Origin of the sequence: Azospirillum sp. TSO22-1 (genome assembly GCF_003116015.1) — a bacterium.
Classification (GTDB): domain Bacteria; phylum Pseudomonadota; class Alphaproteobacteria; order Azospirillales; family Azospirillaceae; genus Azospirillum.
The window spans coordinates 95,956-111,241 of the sequence record NZ_LGQZ01000007.1 but is presented as its reverse complement, the minus strand read 5'-3'; the positions used below and the strand labels follow the sequence as shown (position 1 = coordinate 111,241).

The following is a 15,286-nucleotide window of genomic DNA, read 5'->3' as shown; positions in this document are numbered from 1 at the left end:
AAACCCAGGACGTTCCCGACCCTTGCCGCCCACCAGCCCCCACCCTTCCCGCGCTGCGCGCGGGCCCCTTCCCTCCCCCGCCGGAGGCGAGGGAGGGATCCTGAGCACCCTCTCCGCCGCGCTGGACGGCGCCGCGCTCGAACCACTGCCGTTGAAGGGCGTGGCGCACGACCACGTGCGCGTCGTCGGGCGGGAGGTGGTGGCCCGCGTGCCGCGCTGGAGCCAGGTCGGGCTCGACCCGGCGGCCAACCTCGCCTACCAGGCGGCGGCCTTCTCGCGCGCCGCGCCCTCCGGCCACACGCCGGAGCTGGCGGAGGTGCTGGAGCCGCGCCCCGGCCTGCCGATGGGCGCCCTGCTGGTTGCCGAGATCGCCGGCCGCCCGCCGCGCCTGCCCGAGGACATGCCGGCCATCGCCGCGGCGCTCGCCTCCCTGCACCGCCTGCCGGTGCCGGAGGAGCGCGCCCCGCTGGCCAGCCCGCCCGACCCGGTGGCCGCCACGCTGGCCTTGGTGCTGCGGCAGGCGGAGCACTTCGACCGCGCCGACCTTGATCCGATGGCGCTGATGCGCATCGAGATCGAGCTGGGCGCCGCCCAGGCCGACCGCATCACCGCACCGCTGCCGGTGACGCTGGTCGGCACCGACACCCACCCCGGCAACTTCCTGATCGATGCCCAAGGCAAGGCGTGGTTCACCGACCTGGAGAAGGCGCAGTACGGCCACCCGGCCATCGACCTCGCGCACGCCAGCCTCTACACCTCCACCATGTGGGATCCCGACGTCGCCACGGCGCTGACCAAGGCCGAGGTGAAAGCGTTCCTCGCAGCCTGGGAGGCCGCGGTCGCCGCGGAGCTGGCCGCCGCCGTGCGCCCGTGGCTGAAGCCGCTGCGCCGGCTGACGTGGCTGCGCAGCCTGTCGTGGATGGCGCGCTGGAAGATCGAGGGCGACCGGCTCTCCCCCGGCATGCCGGACGCGCTGCGCGCCCACCTGCAGGAGCGGGTCGAGGACGTCTTCCGCCCGGAGACCATCGACCGCGTGCGGGCGGACTGGAATTGAGCTTCCATCTTTTGTCGCGACGGGGAACGCGTCCTGTGTGTTGTCGCGGGACGGCTTCCGGCTTACGCTCCCCGAGTCGGCCCCCGTGACAGCGGCGCGCCGGCGCTTATCTAAATGGCGGTTTCTTCCAGGAACGGACGCGGCATGATGATCTCCCGGACCAAACGCGGCGCTGCGGCTGCCGCCCTGCTCGTGGCGGCGAGCCTTCCCCTGTCGGCGACGGCGCTCGCCGCGGCGGACGGGCCGGGACGCGCGACGGCGGGCACGGGCAGCTACCTCGCCGGCCGGTTCGCCCAGCACCAGGACGACTGGACGGCCGCCGCCCAGTACATGGGCCAGGCGCTCGCCGCCAACCCCGGCGACCCGGCGCTGATGCGCCGCGCCTTCATCCTGAAGCTCGGCGAGGGGCAGATCGACACGGCGCTGGCGCTGGCGATGCGCCTGACCGGCCCGGACGGCGAGCCGCAGCTGGCCGCCGCGCTGCTGGTCGCCGACGCCCTCAGGCGTGACCGCCTGAACGACGCCGAGGACCTGCTGAAGGGCATGTCGCGCGAGGGACTGGGCAAGTTCCTGGCACCGCTGTACGAGGCGTGGCTGGCCGCCGCCCGCAAGGACACCGCCAGGGCGCAGCAGGCGCTGACCCCGCTGGCCGGCTCCGTCGGTTTCGCGGCGCTGCACAACCTGCACGCGGCGCTGGTTCTCGACGTCGGCGGCAAGCCGGCGGAGGCCGGCGAGTTCTACCGCAAGGTCATCGGCAACGAGGCGCCGCTGCGCGTCGTCCAGCTGGTCGGCAACTACGCGGAGCGCCAGGGCCAGGCCGAGGAAGCGCGCCGCCTGTACACCGCCTTCCGCTCCGGCAACCCCGACAGCGTGATGATCGAGCCGGCGCTGAAGGCGCTGGAGGCCGGCGCCCCGCCGAAGCCCATCGTCTCCGACGCCCGCCAGGGACTGGGCGAGGCGCTGTTCGACCTCGGCAGCGCGCTGCACCACGAGGGCGCGGAGGAGACGGCGCTGCTGTTCGGCCGCATCGCACTGCACCTGCGCCCCGACCTGACGCTGGCGCGCCTGATGATCGGCGACATCATGGAGGGCCGCGACCACCACGAGGAGGCGCTGGCCGAATACCGCGCGCTGGAGACCGACCCGGTGCTGGGCTGGGCCGCCCGCCTGCGCGCCGCCGAGGCGCTGGCCCGGCTGGAGCGCACCGACGAGGCCATCGCCGTGCTGGGCAAGCTGGCCGACGAGCGGCCGGAGCGCACCGACGCGCTGGTCCGGCAAGCCGACCTGTACCGCGTCTCCAAGCGCTATGCCGAGGCGGCAGACACCTACGGCAAGGCTCTGGAGCGCATCGGCACGCCGCAGGAGCGGCACTGGGCGGTCTACTATGCCCGCGCGCTGACCTACGACAAGATCGAGCGCTGGCCGGACGCCGAGGCCGACCTGAAGAAGGCGCTGGAGCTGAAGCCCGAGGAGCCGTACCTGCTGAACTACCTTGGCTACAGCTGGATCGACCGCGGGCTGAACCTGGACAAGGCCAAGGCGATGGTCGAGCGGGCGGTCGAGCTGAAGCCGCGCGACGGCTACATCGTCGATAGCCTGGGCTGGGCGCTCTACAAGCTTGGCGACTTCGAGGGCGCGGTGGGGAAGCTGGAGCGCGCGGTGGAACTGCGCCCGGTGGATTCCACCATCAACGACCACCTCGGCGACGCCTACTGGCGCGTCGGCCGCCGCAACGAGGCCCGCTTCCAGTGGCTGCGCGCGCTGCGCACCGCCGAGGAGCAGAAGGAGAAGGACCAGATCCAGGAGAAGCTGGACAAGGGCCTGACCGACGTCCAGGCGGCAAAGGCGGAGGGGGGGAAGCGGTAGCGGCAGAATACCTGCCAGCCCCCACCCCATCCCTCCCCCGCTGGGCGGGGGAGGGGGCAATGGCCCATGCCTCCCTGCACTGCGGCGCAGTTCCCTCCCCCGCCCAGCGGGGGAGGGTTAGGGTGGGAGCAGTCGGCGACTTCCCACTTCCGTCCGCGCGGCCGTTCCGCTACCTCTCGCCCATGACCGCCATCACCGAGGCCGCCCCGGCCAAGCTGAACCTGTACCTGCACGTGCTCGGCCGCCGCGCCGACGGGTATCACGAGCTGGACAGCCTCGTCGCCTTCGCCGACGTCGGCGACCGGCTGACCGTCTCCCCCGCCCACGACGGCCCGCACCTCGCCATCGCCGGCCCTTTCGCTGCCCCGCTGCTGGCCGAGGATCCGGCCGGCAACCTGGTGACCCGCGCCGCGGCGGCGCTGGCCGAACGGCTCGGCCGCGCCCCGGCGGTGCGCATCGACCTGGAGAAGAACCTGCCGGTGGCCTCCGGCATCGGCGGCGGCTCGGCCGACGCGGCAGCGTGCCTGCGCGCGCTGGCGCGGCTGTGGGGCGTGCCGGCCGACGCGCCGGAGCTGTCCGAGATCGGCGGGCGGCTCGGCGCCGACGTGCCGGTCTGCCTCGCCGGGCGGCCGGCCTATTTCGGCGGCATCGGCGACCGGCTCGACCCCGCCCCCGCCCTGCCGGAGACGCACATCGTGCTGGTCAACCCCGGCGTGCCGGTGCCGACCCCCGCGGTGTTCAAGGCGCGCCAGGGCGGCTTCTCCGCCCCCGCCCGCTTCGCCGAGTCCCCGGCGACCGCCGCGGAACTTGCCGCGCGGCTGGCCGGGCGGCGCAACGACTTGACGGCGCCGGCGCTGACCGTCGCGCCGGTGGTCGCCACGGTGCTGGAGGCACTGGCCGCCACGCCCGGCTGCCTGCTGCCACGCCTGTCCGGCAGCGGCGCCACCTGCTTCGCCCTGTACGCCACGGCGGCGGAAGCGCAGACCGCAGCGGAACGGCTGATGCGGCCCGGTTGGTGGGTGACGGCGGCGCGTCTCACGGCGTAGCCCACGCCAGTTCTTGATTTGTTCGCGTTTGTCTGGCACCCTCGTGCCCATGGTGGACGAACTTCCCGACCGTGGGCGCAAGGGACGGGGCGCCGTCAGCAACCGCAGCGGCCGGTTCGAGCCGCACGCGCGGGTGTTCGTGGACGATGGCTGGACGGTCGACGACGATCATGACCCGCCGCCGCTCCGCACGACGCTGAGTGTCGACACCAGCCGCACCATCATCACGCGCAACAGCTCGCCGGACATCCCGTTCGACCGCTCGATCAACCCGTACAAGGGCTGCGAGCACGGCTGCGTGTACTGCTTCGCACGGCCGACGCACGCCTATCTCGGCCTGTCGCCGGGCCTGGATTTCGAGACCAGGCTGTTCCACAAGCCCGACGCGCCGGAGCTGCTGAAGAAGGAGCTGCGCGCCCGCGGCTACACCGTTGCGCCGATGGCGCTGGGCGCCAACACCGACCCCTACCAGCCGGTCGAGCGCGACCTGAAGCTGACCCGCCGCATCCTGGAGGTGCTGGACGAGACCAATCACCCGGTGGCGCTGGTGACCAAGTCGGCCCTTGTGTTGCGCGACCTCGACATCCTCGCGCGGATGGCGGCGCGCAATCTGGCGCATGTCTGCATCTCAGTGACGACGCTGGACCGCGGCCTCGCCCGCCGGCTGGAGCCGCGGGCATCCACCCCGCCGCGCCGGCTGGAGGTGATCCGCGAGTTGAGCCGGGCCGGGGTGCCGGTGACGGTGCTCGCCTCGCCGATGATCCCCGGCCTGACCGACCACGAGCTGGAAACCATCCTGGAGGCGGCGGCCGACGCCGGGGCGACCGGCGCCAGCACCATCCTGGTGCGCCTGCCGCTGGAGATCTCCGGCCTGTTCGAGGAATGGCTGCGCACCCACGCGCCGCAGCGCGCCGACCGGGTGCTCAGCCTGATCCGCCAATGCCGCGGCGGCGCGCTGTACCAGTCCGGCTTCGGCCGGCGCATGTCCGGCCAGGGGCCGTACGCCGAGCTGCTGTCCAGGCGCTTCCGGCTGACCGCCGAGCGGCTGGGGCTGGGCGGGCGCTGGCGGGAACTGGACACCGCATCGTTCCGCCCGCCACCGATGCCGGGGGACCAGTTGAGTCTGCTGTAGGGTGAGGCGGCACACTCCAAGCCTCAAAAATTCCGTGCAATCCGTGCCAATAATCCGTGAAATCCGTGTGTCCCCTGTTGCCCGCAAGGATCCCCTCCGGATGCCGCGCCTGAGCCCGATCACCGCCCTCCTCGCCCTCGCCCTCGCGACCCCGGCCTCAGCCGCCAGCTTCCCGTGCACCAAGGCCGGGACGCCAACGGAAAAGGCGATCTGCGCCGACGCCGCGGTCTCCGCGCTCGACGAGCGGCTCGCCAAGGGGTTCAAGGACGCCGTGCAGCGCCTGGGCGCCAACACCGATGGCGCCGTCCAGGCGGCGCTGAAGGCCGACCAGAAGGCGTGGCTGGCCGAGCGCAACGCCTGCGGCGCCGACGCCGCCTGCCTGCGCGGCCAGTACGAGCGCCGCGTGGCGGTGCTGGGCTTCAAGCCGGACCCCGGTGCGCCCTCGCCCGCCGATCCGTTCGTCGGGCGCTTCGACCATGGCGGGTTCCTGGAGGTGGCGGCGTTGCGCCTGCGCGACGGCACGCTGGCAGTCAACATCTTCGGGGCAGAGCCGACGGCCGGCCGCTGGATCTGCGGCTTCGAGGGCATCGGCCGGCCCGGCGCCGACGGCGCGCTGGTCGTCGGCACGCCCGACGCCGACGGCAACGGCGTCGTCCTGCAGCGCACCGCCGGCGGCGTGCGCATCGCCGACAGCGACGCCAACCGCGCCGCCAGCGGCAACTGGTGCGGCATGAACGGCAGCTTTCTCTTCGACTACGCCCGGATGAAGTGATGAATCGCCCCGACCTCGCCCTGGAAACCGCCTGTGGCCCGGACGCCGTCGTCTGCGGAGTCGACGAGGTCGGCCGCGGGCCGCTCGCCGGTCCGGTCATGGCCGCCGCCGTGGTGCTGCCCCCGGCGGGCCTGCCCGAGGCCGTCGCCGGCCGCATCCACGACAGCAAGAAGCTCACCGCCCGCGCCCGCGAGGATCTCGCCCCGCTGATCCGCGAGCATGCGCTGGCCGTCTGCGTCGCCGAGGCGTCGGTGGCGGAGATCGACGCCATCAACATCCTGCAGGCCGCGCTCCTCGCCATGCGCCGCGCGGTGGAAGGGCTGGGCGTCTCCCCCACCCACGCGCTGGTGGACGGCAACAAAGCGCCGAAGCTTGCCTGCACCGTGCGCACCGTGGTGAAGGGCGACAGCACCAGCCTGTCGATCGCCGCCGCCTCCATCGTCGCCAAGGTCGAACGCGACCGCATCATGACGGAACTGCACGCGCAGTTCCCCGACTTCGCCTGGGACCGCAACGCCGGCTATCCCAGCGCCGCGCACCTCGCCGCCCTCAAGCGGTTGGGGGCCACGCCGCACCACCGCACTACCTTTGGTCCCGTGTCTCAAGTTCTGGCGCTAAGACGCTGACTCCCAAGACTCTTTTGAAAAAATCCCGTTGACGGCGACTCGGGCCTGAATCATGGTGGGCCAAGTGATTCGCTGAATTTTGACGGGTGTGGGCATGCTGGAGCCGAATCGGATTCTCCTGGGGGACTGCGTGTCCCTGATGAACGGGCTTCCGGCCGGGTCGGTGGACATGGTTTTCGCCGATCCGCCCTACAACCTCCAGCTCGGCGGCGAGTTGTTGCGTCCGAACCACACCCGCGTCGACGGGGTGGACGACGACTGGGACAAGTTCCAGGACTTCGCGACGTACGACCAGTTCACCCGCGACTGGCTGGGCGCGGTGCGCCGCATCCTGAAGCCGGACGGCTCGCTGTGGGTGATCGGCAGCTACCACAACATCTTCCGCGTCGGCGCCGTGCTGCAGGACCTGGGCTTCTGGATCCTCAACGACATCGTGTGGCGCAAGACCAACCCGATGCCGAACTTCCGCGGCACCCGCTTCGCCAACGCGCACGAGACGATGATCTGGGCGTCGCGCGACAAGGACGCGCGCTACCGCTTCAACTACGACAGCATGAAGAACCTCAACGAGGATCTTCAGATGCGCAGCGACTGGGTGCTGCCGATCTGCTCGGGGTCCGAGCGGCTGCGCGACGACAAGGGGCAGAAGGTCCACCCGACGCAGAAGCCGGAAGCGCTGCTCTACCGCGTCATCCTATCGTCGACGCGGGTGGGCGACGTGGTGCTCGACCCGTTCTTCGGCACCGGCACCACCGGCGCGGTGGCCAAGCGCCTGGGCCGCAAGTGGATCGGGCTGGAGCGCGAGGAGGGCTACGCCAAGATGGCGCAGGCCCGCATCGACGCCACCGAGGAGGCGCCGGATCCCACCCTGCTCGACGCCCCGCCAAAGCGACAGGCGCCGCGCATCCCCTTCGGCGCGGTGGTGGAGCGCGGCCTGCTGCGCCCCGGCGTCACGCTGTACGACCTGCGCAAGCGGGTGGCGGCGCACGTCAAGGCCGACGGCACGCTGGTCGGCGTCAACCATCTGGGCAACCACGCCGGCTCGATCCACCGCGTCGGCGCCGCGATGACCGGCCTGCCCGCCTGCAACGGCTGGACCTTCTGGCACTTCGAGGACCACGGCCAGCTCAAGCCCATCGACGTGCTGCGCGAGCAGATCCGGGCCGAGAAGCACTGACCCCAGCCCTGCGTCCACCGCAAGGGCCCGCGCTTGTCCGCGACGGGTGCCGCGTGGTACCCGTTCGCCCATGAACAAGCTGTTTGCCGCCGTCACCGCGCCCCGCCTCGCCACCGCCACGGCGCTCAACCGCGTCTTCGTGCGCGACCTCGTCATGGACGCCTCGATCGGCGTCTACGACCATGAGAAGGCGGCGGCGCAGCGCATCCGCCTGAACCTCGACATGGAGGTCATCGGCTCCGGCGTCACCGGCGAGGACGGCGTGAAGGCGATCCGCGCGGTCGCCGGCGACGGCCACATCATGCTGGTCGAGACGCTGGCCGAGCGCATCGCCGCCCGCTGCCTGCAGGACGCCCGGGTGCGCCGCGTCACCGTGCGCGTCGAGAAGCTGGACGTCTTCCCCGACGCCGCCTCGGTCGGCGTGGAGATCGAGCGCTCGCGCGGCTGACCCGCCCGTCTCGTCAATAAGTACAATTTTTCCGACCGCCGCACGCGGCCCATCATTCCCCGTTGGAACCATCCATAATCGGGGGAGGAAGGGCATGCTGAGGATCATGGGTTCGGCGCTCGCGGTCGCGGCGCTGGTGACGTTTTCCGTGCCGGCGGACGCCCAGGCGGCCGGCAAGAAGGTCAAGGTGGTGGAGAGCGTCACACTCGACGCGCCGCCGTCCAAGGTGTGGGGCGTGGTCGGCGACTTCGGCTCGCTCGGCTGGCACCCGGCGGTGAAATCGACCACCGCGCCGAACGGCAACACGGCAGGGTCCGAGCGCCGCATCGACCTCGGCGGGCCGGTGCTGGTCGAGCAGCTCGTGCGCCGCAACGACAAGAAGCAGAGCCTCACCTACAAGATCCTCGACAACGGCGAGAACCAGAAGGTGCTGCCGGTCCAGGGTTACGTCTCGACCATCCGCGTCAAGCCGTCCGGCAAGGGCAGCACCGTCACCTGGAGTTCGACCTTCGACCCGGCGCCCGGCAGCGACGAGGCAAGCGCCAAGAAGGCCATCCAGGGCGTCTACCGCGGCGGCCTCGACAACCTGCCGAAGGTGGTCGGCAAGTCCTAGGGAAGCGCCGCCACCTCCAGCACCAGCTTCTGGCGCAGGGCCGCGACGAAGGTCTCGCGGTCCAGCGCCGACCTGGTGAAGCAGTTGGCGCCGCCGATGACGTTCTCGGCGAAGTACTCCTCCAGCCAGGGGAACTCGTCGAGGATGGCCAGCGCGTTGATGGTGATGCCGCGCGCCGCCGCCCGGTCGCGCGCCTGCGCCGGGTCCACGCCGGCGTTCGAGAAGCCGTTGGCCACGAGGTCGATCACCTGCCGCTCCGAGCGCACGCCGCCGGTACCGAAGAGGCGTGCCGCCTCCTCGATGGCGCTGCCGATGGCGGTGGAGTCCGCCCTGCCCTCGCGCGGCGCCGCCAGGATCCGGCCGGCGAAGGCCTGGGAGTCCTCGGGGCTGGAGATCACCGTCCACGGCACCAGCACGTGCAGCGACTTCGGCCCGGAGAACGCCGCCAGCGTCACCGCCACCCCGCGCGCCGCCAGCGCCTCGGCCACCTCCGGGTCGGCGAAGGCGGCGGCGTGGCCGCGCAGTTGGAACTCCAGGTCGCCCACCGTGATGCTGGCCGACCCGTCCACCAGCAGCACCAGTTCCAGCCCGACGGACGGCGTGGGCTGCGGCTTGCGGCCGGGCACCGGCTGCGCGGCGGCGGGGAGCGAGGCCAGCAGGAGGACAAGGAACAGAAGGCGTTTCAGCATCGGCAAACCCAGAGCGTCACACATGCGCCAGCGCGTGGCGGACGACCTTGCGCATCACCGAGGGGAGCGCCTGGTCGCCCAGCCGGTCCACCGGCACCCAGATGCCCGCGGCCTTCGTCCAGTCGGCCCCGGCGCGGCCGGCGAGCACCTGAAGTTCCAGGTGAAAATGGCTGAAAGTATGGCGGACCATCCCCGGCAGCGCCCGCCACGCCACGTCGAGCGGCGGCACGCCGCCCGGTTCCCAGCCGATTGACGGCACTTCCGCCATGCCGCCCAGCAGCCCTTCCTCGGCACGGCGGCGCAGCAGGACCGCGCCCTCCGGGTTGAGCAGCCAGTAGGCGGTGCCGCGGCGCGTCGGCTTGTCGGCCTTGGCGGACTTGCGGGGAAGCTCCTCCTGGATGCCGGCGGCGCGGGCGGCGCAGGACTCCGCCACCGGGCAGAGCATGCACTTCGGCTTGCGCGGCGTGCACACGGTGGCGCCGAGATCCATCATCGCTTGCGCATAGTCGCCGGCCCGCTGCCGCGGCGTCAGGGTGGCAGCCAGCGTGCGCAGCTTCGGCTTCACGCCGGGCAAGGGCTCCTCGACGGCGAACAGGCGGGCGACCACGCGCTCGACGTTGCCGTCCACCACGGTCGCCGGCCGGCCGAAGGCGATGGCGGCGATCGCCGCGGCGGTGTAGGCGCCGACGCCGGGCAGTTCCAGCAGCCTTTCCTCGGTGTCCGGGAAGCGTCCGCCGTGCCGCTCCGCCACCGCCTGGGCGCACTTGTACAGGTTGCGCGCCCGCGCGTAGTAGCCGAGGCCGGCCCACGCCACCAGCACTTCGTCCAGCGAAGCGGATGCCAGGTCCTCCACCGTCGGCCAGCGTTCGGTGAAGGCGCGGAAGTACGGCGCCGCCGCCGGCACGGTGGTTTGCTGGAGCATGATCTCCGACAGCCAAACGCGGTAGGGATCGGCGTAGTGGCCCGGCGGGCTGCGCCAGGGCAGGTCGCGGCGCTGGCGGTCGTACCAGGGCAGCAGGCGGGCGGCGATCTGAAGCGTATCCGTCATAGGGCTGACACATAGCGATGCGCATGATCCTGCGAAAGGGTCACGGCACCGGCTCTGGCATCGCCGCGTCCGGCGCGCTAGGTTCTCGGGCACAGGGCAAGGATGGACTGGTGGAATGGCGGGACCGCGTCTGATCGGCCGCACGGTGCCGGAGGTGGCGGGCAAGGCGCTGGGCAAGAAGGGCCTCGCCTTCGGCGCGCTGATCACCGACTGGCCGAGCATCGTCGGCCACCAGCTGGCGCTGCGCACGCAGCCGGACAAGCTGGTCTTCCCGCGCGGCAAGCGCGAGGACGCGACGCTGCACGTCCGCGCCATGGGCGCCATCGCGCTGGAGCTGCAGCACCTGGAACCCCTCATCATCGAGAAGATCAACGGCTTCTTCGGCTACAAGGCGGTCTCCCGGCTGCGCCTCGTGCACGCCGCCCCCGTCGCCACCGCGACGTTGCGCGCACCCCAGCCCCGCCCGCTAAGCATGGACGAGGAGATCACCGTGATGTCCGCCACCGCCACCATCGAGGACGAGGGCCTGCGCGAGGCGCTGGAGCGCTTCGGCCGCTCGCTGCTGGGGCGCAGGCAGAAGTGATTCACCATGGTGGGGGCTTGCCGCCTCCGCCGCACCCGCTATAATCCCCAACATTTAGTATCCAGGAGGCCAAGGTGCGCCGATACGTAGCAGCCGCTTTCGGGGCGTTCGCCCTGTTCGCCACGATGGCCCTGACCGGCGGCCCAGCCGCCGCGCAGGCGACCATCGACACCACGAAGGCGCTGGGCGAGCGCGTGCTGGGCGACCCCAAGGCGCCGGTCACCATCGTCGACTACTCGTCGATGACCTGCCCGCACTGCGCCCGCTTCCACACCGAGACGCTGCCGAAGATCAAGGAGACGTACATCGACACCGGCAAGGCCAAGCTGGTGTTCCGCGACTTCCCCTTCGACCAGTGGGCGCTGCGCGCCTCCATGCTGGCCCGCTGTGCGCCGCCGGAGCGCTACTTCCCGCTGCTCGACGTGCTGTTCAAGGGGCAGGCGCAGTGGGCCTCGGCCAAGGACCAGGCCGCCGCGCTGACCCAGATCGGCAAGCTGGCCGGCCTGTCGGAGGCCACCATCAAGGCCTGCTGGGAGGACAAGGCGCTGGCCGACGGCATCCTCAACAGCCGCCTGGAAGGCCAGAACAAGGACAAGGTCGAATCGACGCCGACCTTCATCCTCTCCAGCGGCAGCGGCACCACCAAGGTCGAGGGCGCGCAGCCCTTCGAGGCGTTCGCCGCAGCCATCGACAAGCTGGCCAAGTAAGTCAGGAACACCCCGGTGCACTTCTCGCGCCTCCGCCTGTCCGGCTTCAAGTCGTTCGTCGACAACACCGAGCTGGTGATCGAACCCGGCATGACCGGGATCGTCGGCCCGAACGGCTGCGGCAAGTCGAACCTGGTGGAGGCGCTGCGCTGGGTGATGGGCGAGACCTCCGCCAAGAAGATGCGCGGCGGCGACATGGACGACGTCATCTTCGGCGGCACGTCCAACCGTCCGGCGCGCAACCTGGGCGAAGTGTCGCTGACCGTCGACAACCGCTCACACACCGCGCCGGCCGGCTTCAACGAGGCCGACGAGTTGGAGGTGACGCGGCGGATCGAGCGCGGCTCGGGCTCCGACTACCGCATCAACGGCAAGCTGGTGCGCGCCCGCGACGTGCAACTGCTGTTCGCCGACAACGCATCGGGCGCCAACTCGCCGGCGCTGGTCAGCCAGGGCAAGGTCGGCCAGATCATCAACGCCAAGCCGCAGGACCGCCGCATGCTGCTGGAGGAGGCGGCCGGCATCACCGGCCTGCACTCCCGCCGGCATGAGGCGGAGCTGCGCCTGAAGGCGGCCGAGGGCAACCTGACGCGCCTGGACGACGTCGTCGGCGCCATGGACACCCAGCTGCAGAGCCTGAAGAAGCAGGCCCGGCAGGCCAGCCGCTACCGCAATCTGTCCGAACAGATCCGCAAGGTCGAGGCGGTGCTGTGGCACCTGCGCTGGATCGGCTGCCAAGCCGACCTGGAACGCGCCCGCGCCGCCTTCGCCAAGGCCGAGGAGCACGTCCGCGGCCTGATGCTGTCGGTCACGCAGCTGACCTCCAAGCGCGCCGAGGACGCCGCCGGCCTGCCCGGGACGCGGCAGGCCGAGGCCGCCGCGGCAGCCGCCCTGCAGCGCCTCGTCATCGCCCGCGAGCAGCTGGACGCCGAGGAGCGCCGCGTCGCCGAGCAGCAGCGCGCCCTCCAGGACCGCCTGCGGCAGATCGCCGGCGACCTGGGCCGCGAGCAGGCACTGGCCGCCGACGCCGGCGACGCACTGGCCCGCCTGGAGGAGGAGCGCGAACGTCTCCTCGAGGCCCAGGCCGACGAGGAGATGCTGGAGGAGGCCGCCCGCGAGGCGCTGGCCGAGGCCCGCGAGGCGGTCGAGGAGCTGGACCGCGACCTCACCCGCCTGACCGAACAGGTGGCCGCCGACGAGGCCCGCCGCGCCGCCACCCAGCGGCAGGTCGGCGAGTTGGAGGCGCGCACCGCCACCCTCACCAAACGCATCGGCGAGCAGCAGGTGCAGCGCGCCCTGCTGGAACAGGAGATCGCCGCCCGCCCCGACGTCGCCGAGGCCGAACTGGCCGTCGAAGTGACCGAGCAGCGCGTCGAGGACGCCCGCGAAGCCGCCGAGGCCGCCGAGCGCGCCAAGGCCGACTCCGAACCCGCCCAGGCCCGCGCCCGCGACGCCCTGCACGCCGCCGAGGCGTGGCGGACGAAACTGAAGGCGGAAGAGAAGGCGCTGTCGGAGCTGCTGGCCGCCGGCACGTCGGACCTGTTCCCGCCGCTGATCGACGCGGTGACCGTCGCTCCAGGCTATGAAGGTGCGCTGGCCGCCGGGCTCGGCGACGCGCTGATCGCGCCGCTGGACGAGGCGGCGCCGGTGCACTGGCGCGCCCTGCCGCCCCTGCCCGTCCCCGCCCTACCGCCCGGGGCCGAGCCGCTGGCCACCCATGTGCAGGGGCCGGACGCGCTGACCCGCAGCCTCACCCACATCGGCGTGGTCGCCGACGCCGCCACCGGCGCTTTGTTCGCGCCGACGCTGGCCGCCGGCCAGATCCTGGTCAGCCGCGACGGCGGGGCGTGGCGCTGGGACGGTCTGGTCACCCAGGCCGGCGCGCCGACCGCCGCCGCCGTCCGCTTGAAGCAGCGCAACCGCCTGCGCGAGCTGCGCGAGGAGCTGGAGGCCGCCGAGGAGGCCGTCGAGCTGGCCCGCGAGGCGCTCGATGCCGCCCGCCAAGCCGCCGAGGACGCCGCCGTCCGCGACCGCCGCGCCCGCGATGCGGTGCGCGAGGCGTTCGCCGCGCTGAACGCCGCCCGCGACCGCCACGCCAAGCTGGCCCGCGAGGCCGACGCCGCCGCCTCGAAGCTCGCCGCGCTGGTCGAGGGCATCGAGCGGCTGGAGGCCGACCGCCGCGACGCCGACACCCAGCTGGAGGACGCCCGCGCGCTGCTCGACCAGCTCGCCGACCCGCGCGAGGGCCGCGAGGCCGTCAACGAGAAGCGCGCAGCCCTCGCCGAGCGCCGCACCGCCCAGGCCGAGAAGCAGAACGCGCTCGACCGCCTGACCCGCGACGCCCAGGCCCGCCGCCAGCGGCTCAACGCCGTCCAGCACGAGGTCTCCTCGTGGTCCACCCGCTCCCAGGGCGCCGGCGGCCGCGTCGGCGAACTTGAGGAGCGCGCCGCGGCGGCGCAGGCCGAGCTGGACCAGCTCGCCGGCCGCCCAGCCGAAATCGCCGGAGAGCGTCAGGACCTGCTGGCCCGGATATCCGAGGCCGAACGCGCCCGCAAGCGCGCCGCCGAGGCGCTGGCCGAGGCCGAGGCCCGCCTGTCCGACACCGAGGCTGCGTTGAAGACCGCCGAATCCGGCCTCGCCGACGCCCGCGAGGCGCGCGCCCACGCCGAGGCCGCGGTGCAGGCCGCCGTCCAGCAGGGCCAGACGCTGACCGAGCGCATCGCCGAGCGCCTGGACTGCGCGCCCGAGCAGACCCGCGCCGCCGCCGAGCTCGGCCCCGACGACCCGCTGCCCGACACCGCCGCCACCGAATCCCGGCTGGAGAAGCTGGTCCGCGAGCGCGAGAACATGGGCCCGGTCAACCTGCGCGCCGAGCTGGAGGCCACCGAGCTGGAGACCCAGATCGGCGCCCTGCAGACCGAGCGCGAGGACCTGATCGCCGCCATCGCCCGCCTGCGCCAGGGCATCGCCAGCCTGAACCGCGAGGCGCGCGAGCGGCTGACCGCCTCCTTCGACGCGGTGAACCGCAACTTCCAGGAGCTGTTCACCACCCTGTTCGGCGGCGGCAAGGCCTATCTGGAGCTGGTCAACGCCGAAGACCCGCTGAACGCCGGCCTGGAGATCTACGCCAGCCCGCCGGGCAAGAAGCTGACGGTGCTGTCGCTGCTGTCCGGCGGCGAGCAGGCGCTGACCGCGCTGTCGCTGCTGTTCGCGGTGTTCCGCTCCAACCCCGCGCCGATCTGCGTGCTGGACGAGGTGGACGCGCCGCTGGACGAGGCGAACGTCAACCGCTTCTGCGACCTCGTGGAGGCGATCGCGCGCGAGGGCGACACGCGTTTCCTCATCATCACCCACCACCGACTGACCATGGCGCGGGTGGACCGCCTGTTCGGCGTCACCATGGCTGAACGCGGCGTCTCGCAGCTGGTGAGCGTGGACCTCAGCGCCGCGGAGGAGTTGCGCGGCGCGCAGGTGGCCTGACGGCGCGGTCCCGGCGCGCGGGCATGAAAAAAGGCGCCCGCGGCG

At 72.3% G+C, this 15,286-nt stretch carries 14 protein-coding genes; 12 read left to right on the top strand and 2 right to left on the bottom strand.

What is annotated here, in order from left to right; genetic code table 11:
• Positions 1–22 precede the first annotated feature (22 nt).
• From TSO221_RS02335 to TSO221_RS02295, 9 genes are all read left to right on the top strand, one after another.
• Entirely contained in the window at positions 23–1,054 is a 1,032-nt protein-coding gene (locus tag TSO221_RS02335; protein ID WP_247877889.1) for an aminoglycoside phosphotransferase family protein, read from the top strand.
• Positions 1,055–1,198: 144 nt separating this feature from the next.
• Positions 1,199–2,920 carry a tetratricopeptide repeat protein gene (locus TSO221_RS02330; RefSeq protein ID WP_109116877.1) on the top strand — a complete coding sequence of 574 codons (1,722 nt, stop codon included), beginning with the start codon at positions 1,199–1,201 and terminating at the stop codon, positions 2,918–2,920.
• A 122-nt stretch (positions 2,921–3,042) separates the two neighbouring features.
• Positions 3,043–3,966: a 4-(cytidine 5'-diphospho)-2-C-methyl-D-erythritol kinase gene (locus TSO221_RS02325; RefSeq protein WP_348770247.1), complete on the top strand. Its 924-nt coding sequence runs from the start codon at positions 3,043–3,045 to the stop codon at positions 3,964–3,966.
• Positions 3,967–4,015: 49 nt separating this feature from the next.
• Positions 4,016–5,098 carry a PA0069 family radical SAM protein gene (locus TSO221_RS02320; RefSeq protein ID WP_109116876.1) on the top strand — a complete coding sequence of 361 codons (1,083 nt, stop codon included), beginning with the start codon at positions 4,016–4,018 and terminating at the stop codon, positions 5,096–5,098.
• A gap of 100 nt (positions 5,099–5,198) precedes the next feature.
• Positions 5,199–5,870 carry a lysozyme inhibitor LprI family protein gene (locus tag TSO221_RS02315; RefSeq protein ID WP_109116875.1) on the top strand — a complete coding sequence of 224 codons (672 nt, stop codon included), beginning with the start codon at positions 5,199–5,201 and terminating at the stop codon, positions 5,868–5,870.
• Positions 5,870–6,496: a ribonuclease HII gene (locus tag TSO221_RS02310; RefSeq protein ID WP_109116874.1), complete on the top strand. Its 627-nt coding sequence runs from the start codon at positions 5,870–5,872 to the stop codon at positions 6,494–6,496. Before TSO221_RS02315 ends, TSO221_RS02310 begins: the two co-directional genes overlap by 1 nt.
• A 94-nt stretch (positions 6,497–6,590) precedes the next feature.
• Entirely contained in the window at positions 6,591–7,673 is a 1,083-nt protein-coding gene (locus TSO221_RS02305) for a site-specific DNA-methyltransferase (protein ID WP_109116873.1), read from the top strand.
• Between the two features lie 70 nt (positions 7,674–7,743).
• Complete coding sequence (locus TSO221_RS02300; protein WP_109116872.1) at positions 7,744–8,121, top strand: dihydroneopterin aldolase; 378 nt, start codon at positions 7,744–7,746, stop codon at positions 8,119–8,121.
• A 94-nt stretch (positions 8,122–8,215) separates the two neighbouring features.
• Entirely contained in the window at positions 8,216–8,734 is a 519-nt protein-coding gene (locus TSO221_RS02295; protein WP_109116871.1) for an SRPBCC family protein, read from the top strand.
• On the opposite strand, the gene TSO221_RS02290 is transcribed toward TSO221_RS02295, so the two are convergent.
• Positions 8,731–9,423, bottom strand: a complete 693-nt coding sequence (locus TSO221_RS02290) for a DUF1194 domain-containing protein (RefSeq protein WP_109116870.1) — start codon at positions 9,421–9,423, stop codon at positions 8,731–8,733. The genes TSO221_RS02295 and TSO221_RS02290 overlap by 4 nt on opposite strands.
• A 16-nt stretch (positions 9,424–9,439) precedes the next feature.
• A complete protein-coding gene (gene mutY / locus TSO221_RS02285; RefSeq protein WP_109116869.1) occupies positions 9,440–10,471 on the bottom strand; it encodes an A/G-specific adenine glycosylase in 1,032 nt (343 codons plus the stop codon).
• A 115-nt stretch (positions 10,472–10,586) separates the two neighbouring features.
• Here mutY and TSO221_RS02280 point away from each other — a divergent pair, with 115 nt between their 5' ends.
• The 3 genes from TSO221_RS02280 to TSO221_RS02270 all read left to right on the top strand — a co-directional run bounded on the left by TSO221_RS02280 (position 10,587) and on the right by TSO221_RS02270 (position 15,241).
• Positions 10,587–11,054, top strand: a complete 468-nt coding sequence (locus tag TSO221_RS02280) for a DciA family protein (protein WP_109116868.1) — start codon at positions 10,587–10,589, stop codon at positions 11,052–11,054.
• 74 nt (positions 11,055–11,128) lie between these two features.
• Positions 11,129–11,761, top strand: coding sequence for a DsbA family protein (locus tag TSO221_RS02275; RefSeq protein ID WP_247877888.1), 633 nt, complete (start codon positions 11,129–11,131; stop codon positions 11,759–11,761).
• 15 nt (positions 11,762–11,776) lie between these two features.
• Positions 11,777–15,241 (top strand): AAA family ATPase, encoded by a 3,465-nt coding sequence (locus TSO221_RS02270; RefSeq protein ID WP_109116867.1) that lies wholly within the window; start codon positions 11,777–11,779, stop codon positions 15,239–15,241.
• Positions 15,242–15,286: the final 45 nt, after the last annotated feature.